We start from the raw sequence: 24,910 nt of genomic DNA on the forward strand, positions 1-24,910 counted from the left end.
GCCTCTTCTCGACGTCGCTCAAGTCCTCAGCAGTAGCGCCTACGCCGGCTGGGCCTGGGCGGCAGCCTCAGCGGCAGCCGGCAGCGCTTCTAAGATGCGGCCGATGGCGGCGTCGTCGTGGGCTGCGGAGAGGAACCACGCCTCAAAGACGCTCGGAGGCAAGTACACGCCCTGCTCCAACATGGAGTGGAAGAACGGGCCGTAGCGGAAGGACTCCTGCGCCTGGGCCTCAGCGTAGTTGTGCACCCCCGTCTGGGATGTGCCGAAGGCCACCGAGAACAGCGAACCGACCTTCTGCAGGGTGTGGTCCACTCCAGCGTCGGTGAGAGCTGCGCTCAACGCATCAGCGACCACCTGGGACTTCTCGTCGATGTGCTGGTAGACCGCGGCGTCCGCGTTCTCCAGGGTCGCGATACCTGCGGCCATGGCCACCGGGTTACCGGAGAGGGTGCCGGCGTGGTAGACCGGCCCGGTCGGTGCCAGGTGCTCCATGATCTCGCGTCGGCCAGCCAGCGCAGCAGTGGGCAGGCCACCGCCGATGACCTTGCCGAAGGTGAAGATATCCGGTTCCCAGCCCTCCACTCGGCCCGATGCGCCCCAGTAGCCGGCGTCGGTGATGCGGAAACCAGTCATGACCTCGTCAAAGATCATCAGGGCCCCGTGCCGCGTGGTGATCTCCCGAATAAAGGCGTTAAAGCCCTCCTGCGGTGGCACCACACCCATATTCGCCGGAGTGGCCTCGGTGATCACCGCGGCGATGTTCTCACCGTGTTCGGCGAAAACCTGTTCCAGGGCTGAACGATCGTTGTACTCGATGACAATGGTCTCGGAGGCCTGCGCGGCAGTGACACCGGCAGAGCCCGGCAGGCCCAAGGTGGCGACGCCGGAGCCGGCTGCAGCCAGCAGGCCGTCAGAATGACCGTGGTAGCACCCGGCGAACTTCACCACAATGTTCTTCCCCGTGGCACCGCGGGACAGCCGGATCGCGGTCATGGTCGCCTCAGTGCCGGTCGAGACCATGCGGATCATCTGCGCTCCGGGAACCCGCTGGCGCACCAGCTGTGCCAGCTTCGCCTCAGCCGGATGCGACGTGCCGAAACCCAGCCCTGCGTCAACCGCCCGGTGGACCGCCTCAATCACCGCCGGGTGCTTATGCCCCAGCAGCGCCGGGCCCCAAGAGCCCACAAGATCCACGTACTGCTGACCTTCAGCATCGGTGAGGTACGCGCCCTCACCGCCGACCATCGACACCGGCACACCACCGACTGAGCCAAAGGCCCGCACCGGGGAGTTCACCCCACCGGGCATCAGATCGCGGGCAGTCTCGTAGAGGTCCTGGTTGGTGGTCATCACAGCAGCGCAGTCCTTTTGGTCTGTAGGAGGTCCGTTTGAAAGTCACTAGGGGGTCTTATGGCCCGTTGGGGTCAGCTCACCGGAGGGTAGCCGGCGTCATCCTGCGGCTGGGAGTCGGCCGTCCGGGGGTACTCCGGCTGCTCCACTGAGGAATGCGGTGCCGACGACGACGGGGCCGTGGTGTCCTTGTTCTGCAGCCACCGGGCCACCTCTGCCGCATAGTAGGTGAGCACATTGGTCGCCCCAGCCCGGCGGATGGCGATCAGCGATTCCAGCACCACGGCGCGGCGGTCCACCCAGCCATTGGCCGCAGCTGCCTCGATCATCGCGTACTCACCGCTGACCTGGTATGCGGCCACCGGAACGTCGCTGATCTGCGCGACATCGGAGAGGATGTCCAGATAGGCGCTTGCGGGCTTGACCATCACCATATCCGCGCCCTCGGAGAGGTCGAGTTCCACTTCGCGCAGCGCTTCGGTCCGGTTGGTGGCATCCATCTGGTACTGGCGACGGTCGCCGGAGAGCTGTGAATCCACGGCCTCGCGGAAGGGCCCGTAGAAGGCTGAAGCGTATTTAGCGGCGTAAGCCAGAATGGGCACATTATGGTGCCCGGCGTCGTCGAGTGCCTGGCGGATCACTGCGACCTGCCCGTCCATCATTCCGGAGGGAGCAACAACGTCCGCGCCAGCCTCAGCCTGGACTACGCCCATCTGCGCGTAGATCTCCAGGGTGCGGTCATTGTCCACACTGCCGGTGCCATCGAGCACCCCGCAGTGACCGTGGTCGGTGAACTCATCCAGGCAGAGATCGCTCATCACCAGAAGGTCATCGCCTACGCGTTCTTTCACCGCACGGATACTGCGGTTCAGGATGCCCTGCGGGTCCAGTCCAGCTGAACCGTGGGCATCGCGCTGGGCCGGAATGCCGAAGAGCATGATGCCGCCCAGTCCCAGGTCACGGGCTTCTTCGGCAGCGTCAAGCAGGCTGGTCTCGGTGTGCTGGAAGACCCCGGGCATGGAACTGATGGGCGCGGGGGCGTCAATTCCCTCGCGGACAAAGAGCGGAAGGATGAAGTCTGCCGGGTGCAACCGGGTTTCGGCCACCAGCCGCCGGAGGGCCGGGCTGCGCCGCAGACGGCGCGGACGCTGGGCGGGGAAAGACATGTGATTCAGTCTAGTGCCGGGCGCTTCAGCCCGCGAGGCTGTTCACTGCTGGGGCACTAGTTCAGAGCAGCGAGGACACCGTCGGCGGTCGGCGCTTTCAACACCGCATCGGCCGGTCGCCCGGCGGCGGCCAACGTTGCTGCGGTGGGCTCCCCAATGGCCAGCAGTCGAACGCCATCCTGTTGCAGTCGTGGCAGCAGTTCCTGCGCTGCCGAGGATGCGGTGACCAGTACGACGTCGCCGGGACCCAAGTCCTCAGGCCGCATCAACTCCGACGGATCCACCGCCGGATAGATGCTCCGGCGGCCCTGCGGCGCTTGGCCAGCCTCCGCAGAAACCGTCTGATAGGCCTGCACATGGACCACCGTCCAGCCTTGAGCGCGCAGCCCCTCCACCAGCAGCGGTCGGGCTTGGGCTGACTGCGGCAGCAGCAGCCTGCCACCGTGCACCGGCGGGTTCAGCTCCTTCAGGATTCCCGCAGCGCTGTGCTCGGCCTGCGGCATCCAGACCTCAGCAATCCCGGTGAGCGATTCAAGCACCCCGGCCGTCCCTGGTCCGACGACGCCCACCTGAGTGTGGGCCGGAACCTCACCGGACCAGCCCGCAGCCAGCAAGGCCCGCACGGTGGCCCCACTGGTGAAAAGCACCCAGTCGAACTCCCCCGCGCTGAGCTGCTCGGCCGCCGTCGTCAGCTCCGCGGTGTTCACTGGCAGCACCTGTGCGGTCAGCGCCATGAACCGAATCTGCACCCCCGCCTGCCGCAGCCGTGCTTCAAGATCGCCGGACTGGGCGGGATGACGGGTGAGGATCAGCGGCATAGCCCTAAGCCTACTGAGCCGCTATGGCTACTGAGCTTCTTTGTCTCGGAGCGCACTTTGCCTATTGAGGTTCTCAGCTTCCTTGGCCGGCGGCGCTGGTACCGGCAAGCAGTAAGTTCACATGCTCAGCGGAGAGCGTATGTGCTGTCACCAGGGCGGATGCACCCAGCATCCCGGCGCGTCCGCTGGTGAGTGTGCCGAGAATTCGCAGATGCTGGGTGGCCAGCGGCAGCGATCGCGAGTACACCGTTTCCCTGATGCCTGCCAGGAAATGCTCGCCGGCGGTGGAGACCAGGCCACCGATGACGATCACCGAAGGGTTCAGCAGATTCACACAGCTGGCCAGCACCGCCCCTACCTGGCGGCCCGCCCCGCGCGTGGCCTGGATCGCCTCAGGGTGCCCGTCCCGGACCAGCTGCAGCAGCGCCGAAAGGTTCGGCACTTCCACGCCCTGGCTGCGCAGGTAGGCGGCGATCGCCGGACCAGAAGCCACCGCTTCCAGACATCCACGGTTGCCACAGGTACACGGGGTCTGGTCGCCATCGGGCACTGCCACATGCCCCAAGTCCCCAGCCGCGCCCTGGGCACCGTGCTGCAGTTGAGCATCGCTGATGATTCCGGCGCCGATGCCGGTGCCGATCTTGACGAACATCATGTTGGCGACGTCGGGGTAAATCAGGTGGTGCTCCCCCAGCGCCATGGCATTGACGTCATTGTCCACAAGGATGGGCACATCAAAGGTCTGACGCAGATAGCCGGGCACATCGAAGCCGTCCCAGCCGGGCATGATCGGCGGGCTGACCGGACGTCCGGTGGCGAACTCCACCGGCCCCGGCAGGCCGATGCCGATGCCGATCAGCTGCTCGTGGCCCATCTCGGTCTGGGCCAGCAGCCGTTCTCCGGTGGCACAGACGGCGTCGAGCACTGTGGCCGGTCCCAGCGCAATGGCCAGCTCCTGCTCCTCTTCGGCCAAGACCTCACTGAAGAGATTGGTGACTGCAATGCGCGCGTGGGTACCGCCCAGATCCACCGCCAGCACACAGCGCGCTGCGGGGTTGAAGGCGAATGTTGCCGGTGGCCGTCCACCGGTGGAGGTGCTTTCACCGGCGGGTGTCACCAACTCGGAGGCCAGCAGTTCCTCCACGCGTGTCGCGATAGTGGACCGGGCGAAGCCTGTCTCTGCTGCAAGGTCTGCTTTGGTGCGCGGAACGCCATCGCGCAGCAGCTGAAAAAGTGCGCCCGGGCTGCTGGGCAAGGCACCCCGAGGGGGTACCCCGAGCCCTGCCTTCTCACCGACTGTCAGGGGGGACATAGAGGACAGTAAATCACTTCTGACAGGAGAAACGGCAACATCTGACACATTCCTTGGAACTTTTGCTTGCCACTCGTCAAAAGTAGATCTACAGTGTGATCATGATCACAGAAAGCTCGCATCCCGAGCTGCTCCGCATGACGGGGATCATCAAGCACTTCCCCGGCGCCAAGGCGCTCGACGGCGTGGACCTCGATATCCGGGCCGGAGAGGTGCACTGCCTACTGGGCCAGAACGGCGCCGGCAAATCCACGCTGATCAAGGTTCTCGCGGGAGCGCACCAGCCCGATGCCGGGCAGATCAGCTGGCGCGGAGAGACCGTACGCATCGGCTCCACCCAAGCTGCTCTGGAGCTAGGCGTCGCCGCGATGTATCAAGAACTCGACGTCGTAGATGGCCTCACTGTCGCTGAGAACATCTTCCTCGGCCATGAACTCTCCGCGGGCGGGGTCCTGCGCCGTCAGGAAGCTCACCGGCGCACCCGCGAGCTCATGCGCCGGCTAGGGCATCCAGAGATCCCGCCGAACCGAGAGGTTGGCCGCCTACCGGCTGCAGGCAAACAGGTGGTCTCCATGGCGCGGGCGCTCTCCTATGACGCTCAGCTGATCATCATGGATGAACCCTCCGCCGTCCTGGACCCTGAAGAAGTGGAGAACCTCTTCCGGGTAGTCCACTCCCTGACTGAGCAGGGGGTGGCTATCGTGTACATCTCCCACCGGTTGGAGGAGATCCGCCAGATCGGTGACCGCATCACCGTACTGAAAGACGGCAGGACCGTAGCCACGGGCCTGCCGGTGTCCGAGACTCCCACCAGCGAGTTGATCTCCTTAATGACCGGCCGGGAAGTCGTCACCAATTTTGGCGGCGCGCCCAGCGGCCCCACTCAGGACGAGCCGATCCTGGAGGTCGAGGACCTCACTGCCGAAGGGATAGCTGAGCCGGTCAGCTTCACCGTCAGCCCTGGAGAGGTGGTCGGACTTGCCGGACTCGTCGGCGCCGGCCGCTCTGAGATTCTTGAGGCGGTCTACGGAGCACGACGGCGCAGCAGCGGCACCGTGCGGGTGGCAGGACGCCCCCTGCGGGCGGGTTCTATAAGCGACGCGGTGCGCAGCGGGATGGGCCTAGCCCCTGAGGAGCGTAAAAGCCAGGGGCTGCTGCTGAATGAACCGATCTACCGCAACATCACACTCTCCAGCTTCTCGCGCTTCTCCCGCGGTGGCCTGCTCAACGAGCGCGGTGAGGCACAGGCCGCCCAGCAGAAGGCCGAAGCTCTGCAGCTCTCGCCGGCGGATGTGCAGCGCCCCATCCGCACCCTCTCCGGCGGCAATCAGCAGAAGGCCATGCTGGCCCGCTGGCTGGTCCACGGCTGTCGGATCCTGCTGCTGGATGAGCCGACCCGCGGCGTCGACGTCGGCGCCCGAGCAGATATCTATGCACTGATCCGTGAACTCACCCGCCAGGGCACTGCGGTGCTTCTGGTCTCCAGCGAAATCGAAGAAGTCCTCGGTCTGGCAGACCGGGTGCTGGTGGTGGCGGAGGGCCGGGTGGTTCATCAGGGACCTGCGGCCGAAATCGATGAGCACAAAGTGCTCGACCTGGTCATGGAAGGAACCCACTCATGAGCACTGAGAACTCCGCTGAAACTACTGCGGGCCGCACCAGCACCACAGATCCCAACACCACACACCCCGGCGCCACACAGCCCAGCTCCACAGAACCCGACGTCGGCCGCGACCTCAGCCAGCAACCAGAGGCTGCGGAGAAGACCAGCAGCGGCACAAAACTGAGCCTGGGCCACAGCCTCGGCCTGGTCCTAGCACTGGCTGCACTGATTGCCATTGGCGTGATCACCGGTGGGGACCGGTTCCTCAGCCTCGACAACCTGATGGTGATTCTGCGTCAGGCCGCGGTGGTCGGGGTGATCAGCATCGGGGTGACCTTCGTGATCACCTCCGGGGGCATCGACCTCTCCGTGGGCTCCGTGATGGGACTGGCGACCGTCTGGGCCACCACGCTGGGCACCCAAGCCCTGGCTGCCGATACCCACTGGTCGGTCATCGTCTTCACCGCCCTGGCTGTGGGTGCAGGTGCGGGCCTGATCAACGGCATCATCATCGCCTACGGCAAAGTGGTGTCCTTCATTGCGACCCTCGCCATGCTCGTGGCGGCACGCGGCTTCGCCGAAGTGATCTCAGGCCGACGCACCCAGATCGTCAACAACCGGGATTTCCTCGCCACCTTCCGCGGTGAGTTCCTCGGCATTCCGGTGATCGTCTGGCTCTTCGCCGCTGTAGCAGTGGCCGGGTGGTTCCTGCTCAACCGCACCACATTCGGCCGCCGCACAGTGGCCATCGGAGGCAACCCAGAGGCGGCCCGGTTGGCCGGCATCAAGGTTCAGCGACACCAGGTGATGGTCTTCGCTCTCGCTGGCCTGTGCGCCGGAATCGCCGCTGTGCTGATGCTCAGCCGCACCACCGCCGGCACCTCCACCAACGGCTACCTCTACGAACTTGATGCCATCGCCGCCGTCGTCATCGGTGGCACGCTGCTGGCCGGCGGCCGCGGCAGCATCGTCGGCACAGTTCTAGGCGTCCTGGTCTTTGCGGTGCTCACCAACGTCTTCGTCCAGAACAACCTCGACCAGTCCGTGCAGGCACTGGCCCGTGGCGCCATCCTCGTCCTCGCTGTGCTTCTGCAGCAGCGATTTGCCCGCGAGCGCCAAGGCGCACGACGGCGCACCTGACTCCCCGTTCAATGCTTGACCCACTTCATATCCGATTCAAGGAGGAATCATGTCCCGCTCTCGCACCTCACAGTGGTGGCTCTCAGCAGCAGCACTAGGCACCACCGCGCTGCTGCTCACCGGTTGCCTGTCCAATGACCCTGACACTGTTAATGCCGACGACGATGCCGAAGCTCCCGCGGCAGCTCCCGCAGGCGATAACGCAGAGCCCGGTGATGACGTTGTCATCGGCTTCTCAGGGCCCGCCGCCGGTCACGGCTGGATGGGCGCCATTACCCAGGCCGCACAGGCACAGGGCGATGAGTTCGAAGACGTGGACCTGCGCGTCTCCGAAGGCACCGATGACGTGAACCTGCAGATCAGCCAGGTGGAACAGTTCATCAATGACGAGGTCGACGCCATTGTGGTGCTGCCCTTCGACGGCGCGGCGCTGACTGAGGTCGCAATCGAAGCGATGAACGCCGGCATTCCGGTGGTCAACGTCGACCGCGAATTCTCCAGCCCGTTCGCCGCCCGGACCACCATCCTCGGTGATAACTACGGCATGGGCGTCTCCGCCGGCACCTACATCTGTGAACGGCTAGCAGACACCCCCGATGCCGTCGTCGCCGAGATTGCCGGCATCGATTCACTGCCGCTGACCCAGGAACGCAGCCAGGGCTTTGAGGATGCGCTCTCTGACTGCGACTTGGAAGTCTCGAACCGTGTCGCTGCCGACTTCACCGTGCAAGGAGGCGAGGCTGCGGCCTCCAACCTGCTGCAGGCCGCCCCGGAGATTGACGCGATCTGGAATCACGACGACGACCAGGGTGTGGGCGTCCTGGCTGCTATTGAGAATGCCGGACGCGACGAGTTCTTCATGGTCGGCGGTGCCGGGTCAGCCAATATGATGCGTGAGATCGAGTCCGGGGAATCTGTAGTTGAAGCCACCGTGATCTACCCGTCCACCCAGGCAGCAGATGGCATTCGACTCGCCCGCCTGCTGGCCCAGGGCCGCGCCATGGGTGACCTGGTCCAGGTGGAGGTTCCCCGGGAAATTCAGCTCTACGCCCCGGTGGTCACCGCAGACAATGTGGATCAGTACATCGACTCGGCCTTTGAATCCTAGGCCCGCAGATGGTTCAGACACCGAAGCCAAGACTGGGCATCGCCATGATCGGCTACGCCTTCATGGGCCGGGCCCACTCTCACGCATGGCGCACTGCACCTCGGTTCTTTGACCTGCCACTGGAACCGGAGCTCACCGTTGTAGCAGGGCGTTCACCGGAGCGGGTCACAGCCGCAGCTCACACACTGGGCTGGGCGGCAGCTGAGACCGACTGGCGCAGGGTGATCGAACGTGACGATGTAGATCTGGTGGATATCTGCACACCTGGAGACAGTCACGCGGAGATCGCCGAAGCTGCGCTGCAAGCAGGTAAGCACGTGCTGGTGGAGAAGCCGCTAGCGAACTCGGTACATGAGGCTGAGGCTATGACCGCCGCCGCGCGTGAAGCTGCTTCGCGCGGCGTGCGGTCCATGGTGGGCTTCACCTACCGGCGGGTACCGGCTCTGCAGTTGGCGCAGCAGCTGATCGCAGAGGGACGTATCGGCACTGTCCGGCAGGTCCGTGCGCAGTATCTGCAGGATTGGCTGGCTGACCCGGACGCACCTCTGACCTGGCGGTTGGATAAGTCCAAGGCCGGGTCCGGGGCGCTGGGAGATATTGGCGCTCATATTGTGGATCTGACCTGCTTCCTCACGGGTCAACGCTTTGCCGGGGTCTCCGGAATGCTGCAGACCTTCGTCCACGAGCGCCCCGTGGCGGAGACCGCTGACGGGCTGCGCGCCAGTGCCGGTTCTCAGCGCGGTCCAGTCACTGTGGATGACGCCGCATTCGTCACCGGCCGTCTCTCCTCAGGGGCTCCGGTGATCCTGGAGGCTTCCCGGTTCGCGTGGGGTCGGAAGAATGCGATGCGCATTGAAGTCACCGGCTCCATAGGTGCCTTGGCCTTTGACTTCGAGGACATGAACGTCCTTGAGCTCTTCGACGCTGAAGAACCGGCGCGCACCGCAGGATTCCGCAGGGTGTTGGTCACCGAGCCGGATCATCCGTTCCTGGAGGCCTGGTGGCCTCCAGGTCATGGGCTGGGTTACGAGCACGGTTTCACCCACCAGGCAGTGGACCTTATCCGCGCCGTCGCTAATGGGGAGAACCCCGAGCCCAGTTTCGCCCAAGGTCTGCATGTCCAACGTGTCCTGGACGCCGTCGAACGCTCCAGTGATTCGGGAAACAGATGGACCGAAGTGCCCTCAAATACCGCTGTCTGAGGAATGGAGAGTAAAGCTATGCCACGTCCAGTCACGCTTTTTACCGGCCAATGGGCTGATCTGCCCTTTGAGGAAGTGGCCAGACGAGCCGGCGAGTGGGGCTATGACGGCCTGGAGATTGCCTGCTGGGGAGATCACCTGGATCCCTGGCGTGCTGCCGAGGATGACGCGTATGTGCAGGACAGGCTGGACATCCTGGAGCGCAACGGTCTGAGCGTCTACGCCATCTCCAACCACTTAAAGGGTCAGGCTGTCTGCGATGACCCTATTGATGCCCGTCACCGGGACATCCTGCCGGACCGGATTTGGGGAGATGGCGAGGCTGAAGGGGTCCGTCAGCGCGCAGCGGAGGAGCTCAAGGCCACTGCCCATGCTGCGGCTCGGCTTGGGGTGCGAACGGTCACCGGTTTTACCGGGTCTGCTATATGGAAGTACGTGGCGATGTTCCCGCCCGTCTCCGAGGACCTCATCGAGGCCGGCTACCGGGACTTCGCTGAGCGCTGGAACCCTATTCTGGATGTTTTCGACGAGGTGGGGGTGCGCTTCGCTCATGAGGTACACCCCTCGGAAATAGCCTATGACTACTGGACCACGGTGCGAGCGCTGGAAGCCATCGGCCACCGTGAGGCTTTCGGGCTGAACTGGGATCCTTCCCATATGGTGTGGCAGGACATCGACCCGGTGGGGTTCCTCTGGGATTTCCAGGACCGGATCTACCACGTGCACTGCAAGGACACGAAGAAGCGACTGACTGATGGGCGCAGCGGACGGCTCTCTTCGCATCTGAGCTGGGCGGACCCGCGGCGGGGCTGGGATTTTATCTCCACCGGTCGCGGAGACGTTCCCTGGGAGGATGCCTTCCGGATGCTCAACGCCATCGGTTATCAGGGCCCGTTGTCAGTGGAGTGGGAGGACGCAGGAATGGACCGTCTGGTGGGCGCGCCCCAGGCCCTGGAGTTCGTCCGTACCCACGCCTTCGAACCTTCTGAGGCGGCCTTCGACGCCGCGTTCTCCACTCGCTGAGGCAACCTTCACCTCTTGGGATCACCACTGATGGGCTGTCCGGCCCTCTTGCGGCGGGCAGCCCATCAGTGGTGGCTAGTGGGCGAAGGCGACCCGGCGCATAGTGGGCCGGGTGACCTGGGCACCGGCGTAGACCGCCAGCATGCCCAGTCCCAGCACCACCAGCGCGGTGACGACTGTGGCCGGGGCTGTCACCACCGCGATACCGATAATCGGGAATGCTGTCACCGCTGCGGTGATCAGGGCAATGGTCACCACTATGCCCAGTGAGCGCATCACTGACAGGGTGCGGATGCGCTGCAGCTGTTGAACGTCCATCCCCATTTTGGTCAATGAGGAGTAGAGATGTTTGCGATCCAGAACCTGCGCGGTCTGGTTCACGCCCACTGAGCAGGCAGCCATCAGGAAGGCCACCGCCAGTGTCAACCACACACCGCGCTGCACATCTGCCATCAGGATCTGCTCCTGAGTGCTCACCCCGCCGTCGCCGGCAGCGAAAATGCCGAGTCCACAGCCTGCGATGACGCCCACGTATGTGGTGATGGACACCCCGCCGATCTGCTTCCACATCTGCTGTGGAGATTCCAGGACGCTGCGGGCGGCAATCAGCCGTTCCACGCTGCGGGCCTTCTTCAGGTGCCGCCGGGTCACCACTTTCAGCACCCACGGCCCCACCACCTGGACCACCACCAGCGGCACAGCTACTGCGATCAGCGAGACGGTCACCGCCATGGCCACACTGCCGAAGCCGCTCAATCGCGCCAGGACCTGCGCTGCGATCACACCGAGTACGGCCAGCACTACTCGGACCCAGTGGACACGAGCCGGGCTTTGCAGGGTCCGCACTCCAAGAGGCGTCACCTGGATCCGGCGCATCCCCAGCAGAGCAGCAGCGGTGGCCGCCGCCAGCAGTCCCAGGAAGGACAGCGCCCATATGTCGAGTCCCATCCAGAGTCCCTGGACTCCCATAGGAGAACCGCCGAATGGCAGTAGGCCGACTGCCGGCATCAGGGCGGTGTAGAGCAGTGAGCCTCCCAGAAGGCCGGCCAGGGCGAGAACGGCCGCTTCGGCAACTGCCAGTCGGCGCAGCTGTGCGGTGGAGGCGCCGATCAGCCGCAGACTGGAGAGGCGTTCATCGCGACGTCGTGCCATCAGCCGGGCTGCGGAAGTCATCAGGGAGAACATCGGTACGGCAAGCAGCACCAGGGCCAAGGCGGCCAGAATTGCGTAGAACTCAGCTTCGGGGTTCTCCATGGTGAAGAAGAACATCGAGCCTCCGATGACCATGAACGCGATACCGCTGGTCAGTGTGAAGGCGGCCACCGGCAGCAGCCAGATACTGTGTTCTTGAAAGAGTTTTCCTAGAAAGAGGCGGATCATCGGGGAGCTCCCGACACTGCGGCGGAATCTTCAATAATCTGACCATCGGCCAACCGGATCAGCCGCGTGCAACGAGCTGCCACGGCGGGGTCATGGGTCACCATCACCAGCGGTGCACCGCGACCAACGGTGGAGTCCAGCAGCGCATCCAGCACGCTGGCTGAGGTGGTCGAGTCCAGGGCACCAGTGGGTTCATCGGCGAAGACCACATCCGGGCTGGCCACCTGGGCGCGAGCAATGGCTACCCGCTGGGCCTGCCCACCGGAGAGTTCGGCAGGGCGTCGGTCCTCCATACCAGCCAGGCCAAGGTGCTGGAGCCAACCATCAGCGGTGGTTTCGGCGTGAGCCCGGGTGGCACCGGACATCATCAGCGCCACCGCCACGTTCTCCCGTGCGGTGAGTTCCGGCAGCAGCAGGCCTTCTTGGAAGACGAAGCCAATGTGCCGACGACGTAATCGGGCGCGCTTTTCTGCGGACAGGGACGAGACGACGACGTCGTGTCCTCCAGCCAGCATCCGCACTTGGCCCTGGTCTGGGGTCAGGATTCCGGAGAGGACGTGCATCAGCGTGGTCTTGCCTGATCCGGAGGGCCCCATAATGGCCACCGACTCTCCGGCGTGCACGGTCAAGGATGCATGGTGGAGAGCTGTAGCTGATCCGTAGGTCTTGGTGAGATTCTCTGCGATGAGGACAGGGTGGGTCATATCTCCAGAGTCCCGCGAAACCCCTGCTCAATACATCGGCGTGGAGGCTGAACCTGGCCTCAGACCTCAGGATGAGGCTGCGGTGATCAGATCATCCAAAGGGGGCCTCCCCCGCTCCTCGGGCAGTAGCTCAAAAGACCGCTGTTCCGTGGCGATGCCGTTAATCTGCAGGGCCACAGCGTGGGCTCCCGGGTAGTAGCGCCTGGTGGTGATCATCCTGAAGGAGTGCTTACGCTGCACGCTCAGGCACTCCCCTGGCCCGAGTACTCCGGTGGTCAGCTTAAAAGTCTTAGCTGTGGTGGTTCCGTTGGCCTTGCGGTGGTGGATGACGTAGTCGATAGCCAACTGCGCAGGTTCTTCGCCGGTGTTGTGCAGTTCAGCTCGAAACGTCAGGGCTCCTCCCCACGGCACCTCGGTGCGCTCCAGATACGGGCCGGACACTTCAATTTCTGCCGGCCCAAAGCCCAGCAGTTCTAGAGCCGAGGGGTGGCCCTTCTTGATCAGGGTGCGCAGGCCGTGTCGAACTACCCACGGCGTTGTTTCGTCAGGGTCCGCCAGCCAGCTGCGGGCGGTCTCCACTACTACGTCCGGTATGTCCCGGCTGAGGTCGTTGAGGTGATTAGCCACTGAACGGCGAACGTATTCGCTCTTGTCCTTGTACAGCGTGTTGAGGATGGGGATGGTGATACCTGGCTGCTTGGTCAGCTGCGGGATACGCACCGCCCATGGAAGGTAAGGGCGTGTTCCTTCGCTGGCTAGACGACGCACATGTTCATCGGGCGATGTGGTCCATTCTGTGATGATGCTCAGCGCTGCGTCGAGGTCATGCCGCAGCAGGGCGCGGATGGCGAATTCTGCAGTCAGCCGGTGGGTCAATTCCGCCAGCAGGTGAAGGGCGTCGGCAAAAGCCTGGTGGGTTGCTTCCGTGCGGGCGCGTGCAGCAACGGCGCTGGTCACCGGCCAGATGAGCCACCCGGTGAACTCGGCTGACTCGGCGGCTGCTCGGATCACCGCTGCTAGCTGCTCGTAGTCGCCCGGGATGTCCTCCAGGAGAGCATCGCGCAGATGATCTGAGCGTTCCCGCAGACTCAACCCGTCAAAAGCGCGCGATGCGGCGGTGAGTGCTGGCATATGGCTGCCGGTGATGGCAGCTAGCTGTCGAGTGAGTGTCTCAGCGGTCTGCGTGCTGATCAGTTCATCTGCTTGAGGCATTACCGCTGCTTCGGCTGGACAGGGGGATGTTCGGCAAGGCAGAACAGGTTGCCTTCGGGGTCGGAGAGAGTGGACCACTGCACATGCGGATATTCGTCCAGCACATCCCATTCATGCAGGGCACCCAGGCGTAGGGCGCGCCGCACTTCTGTCTCTCGCCTGCCCCAGGGCACGGTCAGATCAAGATGGGCCACCTGGTACTGGGGTCGTGGATCCGATCTCAACTGGAACATCATGGGCACACCCCCGGCACCAGCCGCCGGCAGATACGCCGAATCAATGGACAGCTGCGGAGTGACCTGCAGAAACTCTGCCCAGAACGTGGCTAATCGATCCGGGTCCTCAGCCTGCACGTTCCAGGCCCCGAAAGTGATGTGGGAGGGAGAACTCGAAGGTCCACTGATGCTCATGGCGATTCCTTCCTGTGGTGACCACACCCACAGTAGTCGAACCTATATTCGATAGGAAGGGGGTAAATGCAGACTAATGGCAATCGAGGGAGACCAGACCCTGGGGCAGCGATGTCACATTTAGCTGTCGGTACGGACCGCCTGTCGCGGGGCGAACGGACCAGTCTCCTTCAACCCGGCGCCCCCCCGTCAGAAAAAGTATCCAAAAACCCTCGACAGGTACCAGACAAGATGAAACAATAGAACATAGATTCGATAGATGGACAGGTCCTCAGGACTAGTCGAGAGACCTGGAAGACAGGCACGAAAACCGGCACGCAGGCGAGCACGAAGACAACCACGCAGACAGGCACAAAAGCAGACGGCAAGGCCGGCACAGGGACAGGGGTGATCACTATGGCAGCTTCCACCAGCAGCACCCCTCCCATGCCTGAGCACCTGAGAGCCCTCGCCGGGGAACCAGAACTCGCTGCAGCCTGGGAGCAGCAGGTCGCTGCACGGCGAGGTGAAGCAGCCACCATCACCGCACTTTTGGACTACCGTTCACGGACTGCCGCGCATTATGCCCAGGAACCCCTGGTCGTCCGGTCTGAGGCAGATCGTGCCGCGGTTCGTGATGCCGCTCGGATCCTCGGGACCAGCGACCGCACCGCCACTAGCATCCTGAACACCACACAGGAGGCTAAGTGCCTTCTCCCCCACACGTGGCGGGCATTCTGTGAGGGTCTTATTGACCTGCCCCGGGTGCGGAAAACCGTCGACGCCGGCACCACCAGTAGCCTCCCCGCGGACCTGCTTCAACAGTTAGATCAGGCCGCGGCCGAGCAAGCCCAGCGTCGTAGTCTCTCGGAGTTTCATCACTGGCTCACCCGCTACACCGCCTCACTAGACCCAGAGGCCTATGCACGGGCTTGTGAGAAGGAAACCCAAGCCCGGTTCGTGCGGTTTCAGCACCAGTCCCACGGGATGAGTTATCTGCAGGCGTATATCCCTACGCTGGAAGCCGCTGCGATCGAGAAGCGCCTCAAAGCCGCAGCCCGCGGCATGGACCAGCCCAGCGCAGGCCAGGCCAACTCAGAACCAGCCACCCCGGGCGCGCACACTGCAGGTTCCAGCACCGCTGAACCTCACACCGCTGAGGGCCCTGCCTCCGATCCTCAAACTTCGGACCCCAGCACCACCAATCCTCAAGCAGCGGATCCCCGTACTCTGGCTCAGCGGGAAGCAGACCTCCTCACCGCATGGCTACGTGATGGACGGGTCTATGACGCCGCGGTTGATGCCAAGATCATGATCATGATCCCGGAGGCCACCCTCACCGGTGAAGCAGACGAGCCGGCGATGGCTGCAGATCGGTCATGGATGATCCCCGCCCACCAAGCACGCCACCTCGCCGCCAACCCAGAGGCCCAGCATCACTGGTACCAGGGCAGCACACGACGGGATGACCGCAACGCGGAGCACGACTTACTCAGTGCCCGGTATATCGGCCGGTACCCACCAACGCACCTACGCGACGCACTGATCTTCCGAGACGGGACCTGCCAAGCAGAAGGATGCACCATCAGCGCCGAGCGCTGCGATGTTGATCACCAGACCCCCTGGGAGCACGGCGGAGAAACCACCGCAGAGAACCTCTGGGCACTGTGTCGGCGTCATCACCGGATGAAATCCCACGGCTTCCTCCACCCACCACAAACCGAAAACACAGACGCAGGTTCAGAAACCGGCAGGGGCACAGACACCGACAGCAGCCCTGACGGTGATACTGACGGCGGCACAAGCACATGCGCTGGGGCAGGTACTGCCGGACGCTTTGCGCCGGACTTCATATGGCGCGACGCCCCGGTCCGGTACACCCTCGCCGCTTGACCTCAAGGAACCAACGGCACGCCCTCCCGAACGTGCGCTAATGACGCCTAGGAATCCACCACGTGCTTGAGCAGACCGGTGTCTTCCTCCAGCAGAGTCTCGGCCACCGCTCGGCCGAGCTCTTCAGCAGCCTCCATGCCCGCCTCGCGGGTGACCCCGGCCTCTAATGTCAGCTCCTGGCCAGCCTGCTGGACCTCGGAGCCATCAGGGGCACAGACAGTGGCGTCAAGACGCAGCCGCACTCCGCCGTCGGGCTCATCCTCACATCGGGCAATGCCGCCGATCGGTGCCGCGCAGCCAGCATTAAGACGCGCCAGCAGAGCCCGCTCCGCAGTTACTTCCAGGCGCGTGGGGATGCTCTCATACTGAGCCAGCGCAATACCCAGCGCCGACACAGGCGCGGCATCAGCGGACCGTACTTCAACCGCCAGGGCACCCTGTCCGGGCGCAGGCAGCATCACCGCCGGGTCCAGCAGCTCCGAAATATGCTCTTCCAACCCCAACCGGCGCAGACCAGCACCGGCCAGCACCACCGCATCGAGATCCCCGCGTGCAGCATCGGGCGCCTGACTGGAGGCCTCCGCAGCCGCTTCGCGTCCACGCACCCGAGCCAGGCGGGTGCCCACATTGCCACGGATATCAACAATCTGCAGATCCGGTCGAGCCGCCAGCAGCTGAGCGGCACGACGCGGAGAGCCAGTGCCCACCTTCGCGCCCTCAGGCAGCTCCTCCAACGTCAGGTCATCGGCAGAGCACAGTGCGTCGCGCACATCCTCGCGCATCGGCACTGCTGCAATAGTCAGACCCTCCAGGTCCTTCGCCGGCAGGTCTTTCAGCGAATGCACCGCCACATCCACCCGCTCATCAAAGAGCGCTTGGCGCAGCGCAGTGGCGAAGACACCGGTACCGCCCAGCTGAGAAAGCGGACCGGTGAGCACATCGCCTTCGGATTTAATGGTGACCAGCTCATAGTCCAACCCGGAACGCTCGGCCAGCGCCTCAGCCGCCGTCGTCGTCTGGGTCAGCGCCAGCTTGCTGCCTCGGGTACCTACTCGGAAAGCGTCCATCAAGCAGCTCCTTGGGTTGGATTGAAGTGGTCGACGCCGCGGCCACCCGGCGCGCACCGGGAGCGGATCAGAGCGGGGTGCCCCAGCCGCCCTCTCTGGTCAGATCGGACCAGTCGCCGGGAACAGTCTGTTCACCGTTGGCAAGCGGCTCGGCGTTTACGCCAGTGATGTACTCACCCATGACGTCCACCAGGCCGGAGATGAACTCCGGGTGCACGCCGGTGGTCGGCGCGCGATGGAAGGCCAGGCCCAACTCCTCAGCGGTTTCCTTCGCCTCGGTGTCCAGATCCCAGATGACCTCCATGTGATCGGAGATGAAGCCGAAGGGCACAACGACGACGCCTGCATAGCCGCCTGCAGCGTCCTCCTCGATCTGGTCGTTGATATCCGGCTCCAGCCAGGGGGTGCGGGGGTCACCGGAGCGGGACTGGAAGACCACCTGGTAGTCAATACCATCTGCCTCAGAAACCGCAGACATCAGGTAATCGGCGACTGCCTTGTGCTGGGCAGTGTAGACATCGGTGCCGAAAAGATCCTTAATGCGCTGCGGACCCTGAGCTTCAGCCACAGAAGTCGGGATGGAGTGGGTGACAAAGAGGACCTTGATCTTGCCCTCAGTCTTCCCCTTGTCCTGCAGCTGGGACTGCACATCCTTGATGCCAGCGGCCAGGAACTCCTCATTGGGGCTGGTGAAGGCCTTGTCGTAGAAGAACTGGCGAATTTTCACCAGCTTCAACTCTCCCTCAAGCCCGGTTTCCTTCAGCGAACGCTCGAAGTCCTCCAGATACTGGTCATTGCTGGAGTAACCGGCATAAGCGGAGGTGACCAGCACCAGGACCTTGCGGTGGCCGACCTCATGCATTTCCCGGAAAGTGTCATTGAAGTATGGGTCCCAGTTGCGGTTGCCCCAGTACATCGGAATCTCGATCTGCCGCTTGGCCAGCTCTGCTTCCAGGGCTGCCTTCAGCTCCAGGTTCTGGGCATTGATCGGGCTCACTCCGCCATTGGCGCGGTAGTGGGTGGCCACTTCCTCGAGGCGCTCATCCGGGATTCCACGGCCAGCAGTGACGTTGCGCAGGAAGGGAATCACGTGATCCTGCCCCTCAGGGCCGCCGAAGCTGGCCAGCAGGATGGCGTCATAGTTCATCCGCTCACCCTCCAGCGGCTGCTGGGCGATGTACTCTGCGGGCATCGGGGCTTCGGGGGTGGTGGTCATCAGGCAAGCACCTCGTGGATCTCGTCAGTGTGGGCAAGGCGACGTCCGGTGTAGAACGGGGTCTCGTCACGGACGTGGTAACGGGTCTCGGACTCACGCAGTTTGCGCATCATGTCCACAAGATCCGTGAGCTGAGGGGATTCCAGCGCGAGCAGCCACTCCCAGTCATTGAGGGCGAAGGCGCTGGTGGTGTTGGCCAGAACCGAGGGGAACTCCTGGCCGAGCATGCCATGCTCACGCAGCATCTTGCCGCGCTCAGCCGGTTCCAGCAGGTACCAGTCGTAGCTGCGGTTGAACGGGTAAACCACCAGCCAGTCCTCGGCTTCGACCCCGCGGGCGAAGGCAGGCACATGGCCGCGAGCGAACTCTGCGGTGCGGTGCACGCCCATGGCGGAGAAAGCGATTTCGGTCTGGTTGAGCAGACCGGTGCGATGCAGCGTGCGCAGTGCCGCCTGCAGGTTCTCGGCCTTATGCCCGGTGAGCCAGAGCATGATGTCAGCCTCAGAGCGCATTCCGGAGACGTCATAGGCTCCGCGCAGCTCCACGGCGTTCTCGTCATGCCCCAGACCGGCGCCGCGCAGTTCGGCTACGGCGTCGTCGAACTCACTGGTGAGCTTCTTGGCGCTGCGGCCCTCGGCGGGTTCGCTGCGCACCACCCGGTCCCAGTAGCTCTGAGCAGGGCTGCGCTTAAGAACAGTGAAGAGGGTGAACCAGTCCTTGCCGGAAGTGTTGACCTCCTCGGCGCTGCGCTGGGGATTGCGGCCGTAACCTTCGCTCACATCGGGCTCCTCTTCTAATTCTTAAGAGTTCGTATTAAGCAGTCTAACCTGTGCGGAGAGTATTTCTACAGGTTGTAGAAGTGGCGTGGAGCACTGGTCTCAGGCACTCTGGCGCAGCTGTGCCACCGCCGGCAGGCGCTCGATGCTGAACTCTCCCGGCTTATGGTGACGGCAGAACCCGCCGTCGGGAACCTGCTGCAAATATGCGGCCATCTGTGCCAGCTCAGCGGCGGAGAACTCCTCGGCACGACGACGCCGAGCGGGCTTCTCGCGCACACCTTCCTGCTCACGTGGAGCCACCTCCAGACCGAAGACAGCCTCCAGGGCGGCCACATAGTCCTCAGTGCGCCCCTGCGCGGCAAGCTCACGAGCCCGCACGGTAGGAGTGTGCAGCAGCTTGCGCACAATCCGTCGCATCGCGAACTCCACCTCTTCAGCCGCGGCCGTGCACCCATGTGCCTTGCGGACCCGCTCCATCTCCTCATCCAGCACCTGCTGGGTGTGCCGGCGCAGCGCCACAATGGCGTCATCGGCACTGCGCTCCCGACGCTCTGTGAGGTATTGCTGCACAGACTCCGCCACGACGGCGCGGGCCTGATCCACAGAGTCCTCGGTCTCCTCGGGGGCGGCGACCTTCACCGATTCCAAAGTGATCAGCTCAACCCCGGGAAGTTCAGCCACATCCGGGGTGAAGTCATGTGTCAGCGCTAAGTCGATGACCGTCAATGACCTGCCGTGCTCTTCCAGACCGGCCAGGGAGCGGATCTCCGCGGCGGTGATCTGACGGTTTCCACCGGAGCAGCCGATGATCACGTCTGCGTTCCGGAAGGCCTCGGCCAGTTCGCCCATACTCAGCGCACGCACATTCTCCGCACGTTCACCGAGGAATCGACGGCGCTCATCAAGGAAGGACTCAGCACGTCCGGAGCCGGAGAAGACCGAGATCGCCGGAACCTCGCGCTCGGCCAGCTGCGCCAAGGTGGTACCGGCATACGCCCCTGTACCGATGAGCACCACATTGGCATCACGGTAGAACGCGGCGCCGTCGCCGCGCATATCGCCGGCAATATCCAGGGCCACAGAGACAATGGACCGCCCACGCGAACCCAGAGCGGTTTTAGCTCCGACTTCTTTAGCCGTGCGGGTAGCGGTTTCAAAGAGCTTGGTCAGACCTCCGGAGACGGTCCCGGCAGACTGCGCCTCATTCAGGGACCGCCGAACCTGTCCGGCGATTTCCCGCTCGCCGATCACGGCGGAATCCAGACCTGCGCCGACCTCGAAGAGGTGCGAGACGGCGTCGTCCTCAACCAGGGTTTTGAACGAACGGGCCACGGTCTCGCGATCCAAGCCGGAGGCCTCCGCCACTGCGTCAAGCAGACGTTCACGGCTCTCACGCACCGCTTCGACACTCGAAGAAGGGGTCTCTGCGTAGATCTCCAGCCGGTTGCAGGTGGCCAGCGTGACGGCAGGCAGATCGACAGAAGCAGCGACATCGGCTGCTCCTGAGGAGAGGGTTCCCACCGTCTCGAGATCGAGATCCGTGTGGGTTGCGACAAGTGAGAAAAGAACCACGGCGGCACGATTCTACCGCGCGTCGAAGTTCGCGGCAGAATGGTGACTATGACTTCGACGACGCCGGCCCCATCCCTGCCCGCTGATCACCCCCTGGTCACCGGCCTCACCACCGAGGCTCCACTGCTCAATCAGTACCGCGGAGGCCGCGATGCCGCGGGGAATCCGGCAGCGCCGGCCCGCCAGCCGGTGTGGTTCATGCGACAGGCCGGGCGTTCGCTACCGGAGTATCGCAAGCTGCGTGAAGGCACCACCATGCTGGACTCCTGCCTGAACCCGGAGATGGCCTCGGAGATCACTCTGCAGCCGGTGCGACGCCATGATGTAGACGCCGCGATCTTCTTCTCAGACATCGTGATTCCGCTGCGCCTGGCCGGCGTGGATGTGGAGATCAAGCCCGGCGTCGGCCCAGTGCTCGGCTCCCCGGTACGCACCCTGGAGGATGTGCGGGCCCTGCCGGAACTGGACGAGGCGGCGTTCGCCCCTATTGTGGAGGCCGTTGAGCTGACCACTTCTGGCCTGAAGGATATGGCCGCTGAGGCCGACCGCGACTGGGTCACCCCGCTGATCGGCTTCGCCGGAGCGCCGTTCACCCTGGCCGCCTACATGGTGGAGGGCAAGCCCTCCAAGGAGCACCTGGCGGTGCGCACCATGATGAAGGCCAATACAGAGACCTGGAACGAGCTGGCAGCCTGGGCCGCCCGCGCTTCGGGAGCTTTCATGCGAGCCCAGGTGATGGCCGGGGCTTCCGCCGCCCAGCTCTTTGATTCCTGGGCGGGCTCACTGAGCCGCGCCGACTACCTGGAGTATGTAGCGCCCTTCTCCCAGGCCGCCCTGAGCCATGTGGCTGACCTAGGCGTGCCCGTGATCCACTTCGGCACCGGAACCTCCCAGATCCTGGATGTGATGCGCGCTGTTGTCGAGTTCGCACGCATCGCCCCGCAGGAGCCGGTGGAGTCCGGACCCAGCGTCCTGCAGGCCATGGGCGAGGCCCTAGCCGCGAAGGAGGAGGGCCGCACCGCACACGATCCCGCCTCCCTGACCACCTACCCGGTGCTGGGTGTGGACTACCGCATGAACTTGCGCGAGGCGGCCGATCAGCTCGGCGCAGGAACCAACGGACGGCGTACCCCGCTGCAGGGCAACATCGACCCAGCCATGCTTTTTGCAGATGCAGAGACTCTTCATCAGCACGTGCAGGCGGTGCTTGCCGACGGCGCCTCGGCCGGCGGGCACGTGGTCAACCTCGGTCATGGCGTGCCACCAGAGACCAACCCAGAGGTGCTGACCCGCGTGGTGGAGCAGATCCATTCCGTGGAGACCCACCCCGGACAGGACTGAGATCGTGGCGCCGGCCCCCCGCACCAGTCGAGTCGCCGTCGTCGGCGGCGGAATCGCCGGATTGACCGCCGCCTGGGACCTTGCTCGCCGCGGGGCTGAGGTCACCGTGTACGAAGCCGGCAGCCGACTCGGCGGTGCGGTGGCGCCGCATGTCTTAGCCGGTGTTCGCTGTGATGCTGGCGCGGAGGCCTTCGCCACCCGCACCACAGCAGTACGCCAGCTCATTGAGGACCTCGGCTTGGCCGAGCAGGTCGTCAGCCCCAATCCGGCCGGGGCCTGGCTGCAGATCCCGGGTCTTGCCGCCCCCTTGCCTGCTACCGGCCTACTGGGCATCCCCGGTGACCCGCAGGCAGAGGACGTTCGTCGGCTCATCGGCGCAGAAGCTGCAGTCCGCGCGGCGCAGGACCTCCACCGCCCGGTGGACCAGTGGCGGGGAGTCTCCTCCCCCACGGTGGGCCAGGTGGCCCGGGACCGAATGGGCGACGTCGTCGTCGACGCTCTGGTCTCCCCCATCACCTCTGGAGTTCATTCCGCAGATCCCGACGAACTGGATATGAACACCGCTGCTCCCGGACTCTTCAGGGCCATGCTGGAAGAGGGCTCGCTGGCTCGCGCCGTCCAGCGGCTGAAAGCCCAGGCCCCAGCGGGTTCGGCGGTGCAGTCCCTGCATGGCGGGATGGCCACTCTGGTGGATGCGTTGGAAGCAGCGCTGCGTCAGGCCGGTGTGACCATCCATCTGAATCACCGGGTCACCGATCTGCGCGGCTTGGAAGCTGATCACCTGCTGCTGGCAGTGGACGGTCTCGCGGCGCTGGAGCTTCTTGGGCCGGTACTGCCTCAGCTGGAAGGCGAAGGGTTCAGCGACGGCGGCACAGGCGGCGTCGCCTTGGTGTCGATGGTGGTGCACGCCCCGGAATTGGATGCACACCCGCGCGGTACCGGGATGCTGGTGGCTCCCTCGGTGACGGAGATCGGCGCGAAGGCCATGACCCATGCCTCCGCCAAATGGGCTTGGGCCGCCGACGCTCTGACCGCCGTGCTCGGGCCCGGGCACCACCTGGTGCGTCTCTCCTACGGCCGCATCACCGACACCACTGATTCGCCCACACTGGGCTTCCAGTCCAGCGACGAGCAGCTGCTGGCAGCCGCGGCAGCGGACCTCCCCCAGCTGACCGGCGTCCCCATTGGTCCGGAGCAGATCCTTGATGCAGACGTCGTGCGCTGGGAGCGGGCCCTGCCAGCTGCCTCCGCTGGGCATCTGCAGCGGGTTCAACAACTCCGGCAGGCGCTCAGCCAGCTGCGCCAGTTACCTCAGGGCGAAGCGGGCACCAAGATATGGACTGCTGGCTCCTGGTTCGCCGGCACCGGGCTGGCCCGTGTCATCCCGGATGCCCGCGCTGTGGCCGCCCGGATGCTGGACAACTGATCCGCCCTTGAACTGTTAAGGAACTCTTCAGCTTTCTTCCTGGTAGCGGTGACCTGCGGTTTTTAGCGTGATGGGTGTTGGACGAGCCAACAGCAACCCGATCCTTCAAAGGAAGGTGATCCACCATGCAGCTCGCCGATCTACGTCACATCTATGACGCCGAGGGGCCCTTCGCCACCGTGTACCTCCAAGCCGGTGAAGCCGGTGCCGACGCCGAACAGCAGGTCCGGCTGCGCTGGGACCAGCTGCGCAGCCAACTCGCCGACGCCGGAGCCGACGATCAAGCCATTGACGCCCTAGACCAAGCGCTCTCTGCGGGCAAAGCCCAGGCAGTGCAGTCCGAAGGCCGTGTCCTGGTGGCCAACCGGGAGGGTCTGCTGCTGGAAGAGAACTTCGACGCCGCCCACGGAGCGGGCGATCTCGCCGTCGTCGGCCCTCTGCCCCAGCTGGGAAACTACATCCGGGAACGTGCGCGGTCACTGCGGATGCTGGTGGCCATCGCTGATCAGGAAGGTGCTGTGCTGCGCCGGGTGGTCATGACCTCCTCGGAAGTCCATGAGACCGGACCGGAGAGTTCTGTGGAAGGCAGCGCCGTGGAATCTGTGCACAAACCGCGCGGCAATGCGCTCTCACACCGGCAGATCCAGAACACTGCGGATGAAGCCGCCAAGCAGAATATCCGCGACGTCGTCGTCTCCGTGACCAAGGCCGCCAAGTCCTGGAAACCAGACGTACTGGTGCTCGCCGGAGAGACTCAGGGCCGGAAGCTGCTGCATGAACAGTTGCCTGCTGACTTGCAGGGCATCGCCCGGGAGGTGGAATCCGGCGGAGGCATCCCCTCCGGATCCGCTGATGAAGGTGGCGAGCGCGCCCTCCAGGAGGATCTGGAGGCCCTGGCCCGAACACTGACCATCGAGAAAGCCCGGACACAGACAGATCGTTATCAGGAGTCCAAGGCCGGCAACCTCACTGTGGAAGGCGCAGAAGATATCCGCCGGGCGGCCCAGCTCGGCGCCATCGATACCCTGCTGCTGCGCTATGACCAGCAGGCAGACGATGAAGAGCAGCTGCTGTACGCTGCCGCGAGCGTGGATGCCGCGGTCGCCCTGGTGGGCACCAGCATCACCGATCATGCCGCGGCCATTCTGCGCTACGAGGCCCCCGTGGACCAGATGGACGTCAACCCCTAGGGTCCCTGCAGGCACCTGC

Annotated in this window: 21 protein-coding genes; 9 read left to right on the forward strand and 12 right to left on the reverse strand. The window is 64.3% G+C overall.

Annotated features, from left to right (window positions below):
- Positions 1–39: 39 nt before the first annotated feature.
- The 4 genes from hemL to ABEA23_RS01040 all read right to left on the reverse strand — a co-directional run bounded on the left by hemL (position 40) and on the right by ABEA23_RS01040 (position 4,646).
- Entirely contained in the window at positions 40–1,350 is a 1,311-nt protein-coding gene (hemL, locus tag ABEA23_RS01025; protein WP_345476271.1) for a glutamate-1-semialdehyde 2,1-aminomutase, read from the reverse strand.
- Positions 1,351–1,424: 74 nt separating this feature from the next.
- Positions 1,425–2,516, reverse strand: coding sequence for a porphobilinogen synthase (gene hemB, locus ABEA23_RS01030; protein ID WP_345476272.1), 1,092 nt, complete (start codon positions 2,514–2,516; stop codon positions 1,425–1,427).
- Positions 2,517–2,572: 56 nt separating this feature from the next.
- A complete protein-coding gene (locus tag ABEA23_RS01035; protein ID WP_345476273.1) occupies positions 2,573–3,334 on the reverse strand; it encodes a uroporphyrinogen-III synthase in 762 nt (253 codons plus the stop codon).
- Between the two features lie 73 nt (positions 3,335–3,407).
- Positions 3,408–4,646 (reverse strand): ROK family protein, encoded by a 1,239-nt coding sequence (locus ABEA23_RS01040; RefSeq protein ID WP_345476274.1) that lies wholly within the window; start codon positions 4,644–4,646, stop codon positions 3,408–3,410.
- Positions 4,647–4,747: 101 nt separating this feature from the next.
- On the opposite strand from ABEA23_RS01040, the gene ABEA23_RS01045 reads away from it, so the two are divergent.
- From ABEA23_RS01045 to ABEA23_RS01065, 5 genes are read left to right on the forward strand one after another with little or no spacing between them, the layout of a single operon-like run.
- Entirely contained in the window at positions 4,748–6,268 is a 1,521-nt protein-coding gene (locus ABEA23_RS01045) for a sugar ABC transporter ATP-binding protein (RefSeq protein WP_345476275.1), read from the forward strand.
- Positions 6,265–7,389, forward strand: a complete 1,125-nt coding sequence (locus ABEA23_RS01050; RefSeq protein ID WP_345476276.1) for an ABC transporter permease — start codon at positions 6,265–6,267, stop codon at positions 7,387–7,389. The genes ABEA23_RS01045 and ABEA23_RS01050 overlap by 4 nt, the downstream gene beginning before the upstream one ends.
- 49 nt (positions 7,390–7,438) lie before the next feature.
- Positions 7,439–8,497 carry a substrate-binding domain-containing protein gene (locus ABEA23_RS01055; protein ID WP_345476277.1) on the forward strand — a complete coding sequence of 353 codons (1,059 nt, stop codon included), beginning with the start codon at positions 7,439–7,441 and terminating at the stop codon, positions 8,495–8,497.
- An 8-nt stretch (positions 8,498–8,505) separates the two neighbouring features.
- Entirely contained in the window at positions 8,506–9,699 is a 1,194-nt protein-coding gene (locus tag ABEA23_RS01060) for a Gfo/Idh/MocA family protein (RefSeq protein ID WP_345476278.1), read from the forward strand.
- 18 nt (positions 9,700–9,717) lie between these two features.
- Positions 9,718–10,722: a sugar phosphate isomerase/epimerase family protein gene (locus ABEA23_RS01065; protein WP_345476279.1), complete on the forward strand. Its 1,005-nt coding sequence runs from the start codon at positions 9,718–9,720 to the stop codon at positions 10,720–10,722.
- Positions 10,723–10,797: 75 nt separating this feature from the next.
- On the opposite strand, the gene ABEA23_RS01070 is transcribed toward ABEA23_RS01065, so the two are convergent.
- From ABEA23_RS01070 to ABEA23_RS01085, 4 genes are all read right to left on the reverse strand, one after another.
- Complete coding sequence (locus ABEA23_RS01070) at positions 10,798–12,102, reverse strand: FtsX-like permease family protein (protein WP_345476280.1); 1,305 nt, start codon at positions 12,100–12,102, stop codon at positions 10,798–10,800.
- Positions 12,099–12,806, reverse strand: a complete 708-nt coding sequence (locus ABEA23_RS01075; RefSeq protein ID WP_345476281.1) for an ABC transporter ATP-binding protein — start codon at positions 12,804–12,806, stop codon at positions 12,099–12,101. Before ABEA23_RS01075 ends, ABEA23_RS01070 begins: the two co-directional genes overlap by 4 nt.
- A 66-nt stretch (positions 12,807–12,872) precedes the next feature.
- Positions 12,873–14,018 carry a DNA alkylation repair protein gene (locus tag ABEA23_RS01080; RefSeq protein WP_345476282.1) on the reverse strand — a complete coding sequence of 382 codons (1,146 nt, stop codon included), beginning with the start codon at positions 14,016–14,018 and terminating at the stop codon, positions 12,873–12,875.
- A complete protein-coding gene (locus ABEA23_RS01085) occupies positions 14,018–14,428 on the reverse strand; it encodes a VOC family protein (protein WP_345476283.1) in 411 nt (136 codons plus the stop codon). Before ABEA23_RS01085 ends, ABEA23_RS01080 begins: the two co-directional genes overlap by 1 nt.
- 396 nt (positions 14,429–14,824) lie before the next feature.
- Between ABEA23_RS01085 and ABEA23_RS01090 the strand changes: the two genes are divergently transcribed.
- Positions 14,825–16,300 carry an HNH endonuclease signature motif containing protein gene (locus tag ABEA23_RS01090; protein WP_345476284.1) on the forward strand — a complete coding sequence of 492 codons (1,476 nt, stop codon included), beginning with the start codon at positions 14,825–14,827 and terminating at the stop codon, positions 16,298–16,300.
- Between the two features lie 47 nt (positions 16,301–16,347).
- On the opposite strand, the gene hemC is transcribed toward ABEA23_RS01090, so the two are convergent.
- The 4 genes from hemC to ABEA23_RS01110 all read right to left on the reverse strand — a co-directional run bounded on the left by hemC (position 16,348) and on the right by ABEA23_RS01110 (position 20,934).
- Positions 16,348–17,367, reverse strand: a complete 1,020-nt coding sequence (gene hemC, locus ABEA23_RS01095) for a hydroxymethylbilane synthase (protein ID WP_345476285.1) — start codon at positions 17,365–17,367, stop codon at positions 16,348–16,350.
- A 67-nt stretch (positions 17,368–17,434) separates the two neighbouring features.
- Positions 17,435–18,559, reverse strand: a complete 1,125-nt coding sequence (locus ABEA23_RS01100) for a ferrochelatase (protein WP_425577078.1) — start codon at positions 18,557–18,559, stop codon at positions 17,435–17,437.
- A 23-nt stretch (positions 18,560–18,582) separates the two neighbouring features.
- Positions 18,583–19,362 carry a hydrogen peroxide-dependent heme synthase gene (gene hemQ, locus ABEA23_RS01105; protein WP_345476287.1) on the reverse strand — a complete coding sequence of 260 codons (780 nt, stop codon included), beginning with the start codon at positions 19,360–19,362 and terminating at the stop codon, positions 18,583–18,585.
- 99 nt (positions 19,363–19,461) lie between these two features.
- Positions 19,462–20,934 carry a glutamyl-tRNA reductase gene (locus ABEA23_RS01110; RefSeq protein WP_345476288.1) on the reverse strand — a complete coding sequence of 491 codons (1,473 nt, stop codon included), beginning with the start codon at positions 20,932–20,934 and terminating at the stop codon, positions 19,462–19,464.
- Positions 20,935–20,973: 39 nt separating this feature from the next.
- On the opposite strand from ABEA23_RS01110, the gene ABEA23_RS01115 reads away from it, so the two are divergent.
- The 3 genes from ABEA23_RS01115 to ABEA23_RS01125 all read left to right on the forward strand — a co-directional run bounded on the left by ABEA23_RS01115 (position 20,974) and on the right by ABEA23_RS01125 (position 24,891).
- Positions 20,974–22,275, forward strand: coding sequence for a uroporphyrinogen decarboxylase (locus tag ABEA23_RS01115; protein WP_345476289.1), 1,302 nt, complete (start codon positions 20,974–20,976; stop codon positions 22,273–22,275).
- Positions 22,276–22,279: 4 nt separating this feature from the next.
- Positions 22,280–23,701 carry a protoporphyrinogen oxidase gene (gene hemG / locus ABEA23_RS01120; protein WP_345476290.1) on the forward strand — a complete coding sequence of 474 codons (1,422 nt, stop codon included), beginning with the start codon at positions 22,280–22,282 and terminating at the stop codon, positions 23,699–23,701.
- A gap of 125 nt (positions 23,702–23,826) precedes the next feature.
- A complete protein-coding gene (locus tag ABEA23_RS01125) occupies positions 23,827–24,891 on the forward strand; it encodes a baeRF2 domain-containing protein (protein WP_345476291.1) in 1,065 nt (354 codons plus the stop codon).
- Positions 24,892–24,910 lie beyond the last annotated feature (19 nt).

The sequence above is a fragment of the Nesterenkonia rhizosphaerae genome (assembly GCF_039544555.1).
GTDB lineage: Bacteria > Actinomycetota > Actinomycetes > Actinomycetales > Micrococcaceae > Nesterenkonia > Nesterenkonia rhizosphaerae.

What these genes read in the sequence shown, in the direction of transcription:
- ABEA23_RS01125 (WP_345476291.1), top strand. Translation starts at nt 23,827, where the DNA reads ATGCAGCTCGCCGATCTACGTCACATCTATGACGCCGAGGGGCCCTTC.
- ABEA23_RS01060 (WP_345476278.1), top strand. Translation starts at nt 8,506, where the DNA reads ATGGTTCAGACACCGAAGCCAAGACTGGGCATCGCCATGATCGGCTAC.
- ABEA23_RS01075 (WP_345476281.1), bottom strand. Translation starts at nt 12,806, where the DNA reads ATGACCCACCCTGTCCTCATCGCAGAGAATCTCACCAAGACCTACGGA.
- ABEA23_RS01070 (WP_345476280.1), bottom strand. Translation starts at nt 12,102, where the DNA reads ATGATCCGCCTCTTTCTAGGAAAACTCTTTCAAGAACACAGTATCTGG.
- ABEA23_RS01080 (WP_345476282.1), bottom strand. Translation starts at nt 14,018, where the DNA reads ATGCCTCAAGCAGATGAACTGATCAGCACGCAGACCGCTGAGACACTC.
- ABEA23_RS01055 (WP_345476277.1), top strand. Translation starts at nt 7,439, where the DNA reads ATGTCCCGCTCTCGCACCTCACAGTGGTGGCTCTCAGCAGCAGCACTA.
- ABEA23_RS01090 (WP_345476284.1), top strand. Translation starts at nt 14,825, where the DNA reads ATGGCAGCTTCCACCAGCAGCACCCCTCCCATGCCTGAGCACCTGAGA.
- ABEA23_RS01045 (WP_345476275.1), top strand. Translation starts at nt 4,748, where the DNA reads ATGATCACAGAAAGCTCGCATCCCGAGCTGCTCCGCATGACGGGGATC.
- ABEA23_RS01100 (WP_425577078.1), bottom strand. Translation starts at nt 18,559, where the DNA reads ATGCCCGCAGAGTACATCGCCCAGCAGCCGCTGGAGGGTGAGCGGATG.
- hemC (WP_345476285.1), bottom strand. Translation starts at nt 17,367, where the DNA reads ATGGACGCTTTCCGAGTAGGTACCCGAGGCAGCAAGCTGGCGCTGACC.
- ABEA23_RS01050 (WP_345476276.1), top strand. Translation starts at nt 6,265, where the DNA reads ATGAGCACTGAGAACTCCGCTGAAACTACTGCGGGCCGCACCAGCACC.
- ABEA23_RS01115 (WP_345476289.1), top strand. Translation starts at nt 20,974, where the DNA reads ATGGTGACTATGACTTCGACGACGCCGGCCCCATCCCTGCCCGCTGAT.
- ABEA23_RS01065 (WP_345476279.1), top strand. Translation starts at nt 9,718, where the DNA reads ATGCCACGTCCAGTCACGCTTTTTACCGGCCAATGGGCTGATCTGCCC.
- ABEA23_RS01040 (WP_345476274.1), bottom strand. Translation starts at nt 4,646, where the DNA reads ATGTCCCCCCTGACAGTCGGTGAGAAGGCAGGGCTCGGGGTACCCCCT.
- ABEA23_RS01035 (WP_345476273.1), bottom strand. Translation starts at nt 3,334, where the DNA reads ATGCCGCTGATCCTCACCCGTCATCCCGCCCAGTCCGGCGATCTTGAA.
- hemL (WP_345476271.1), bottom strand. Translation starts at nt 1,350, where the DNA reads ATGACCACCAACCAGGACCTCTACGAGACTGCCCGCGATCTGATGCCC.
- hemB (WP_345476272.1), bottom strand. Translation starts at nt 2,516, where the DNA reads ATGTCTTTCCCCGCCCAGCGTCCGCGCCGTCTGCGGCGCAGCCCGGCC.
- ABEA23_RS01085 (WP_345476283.1), bottom strand. Translation starts at nt 14,428, where the DNA reads ATGAGCATCAGTGGACCTTCGAGTTCTCCCTCCCACATCACTTTCGGG.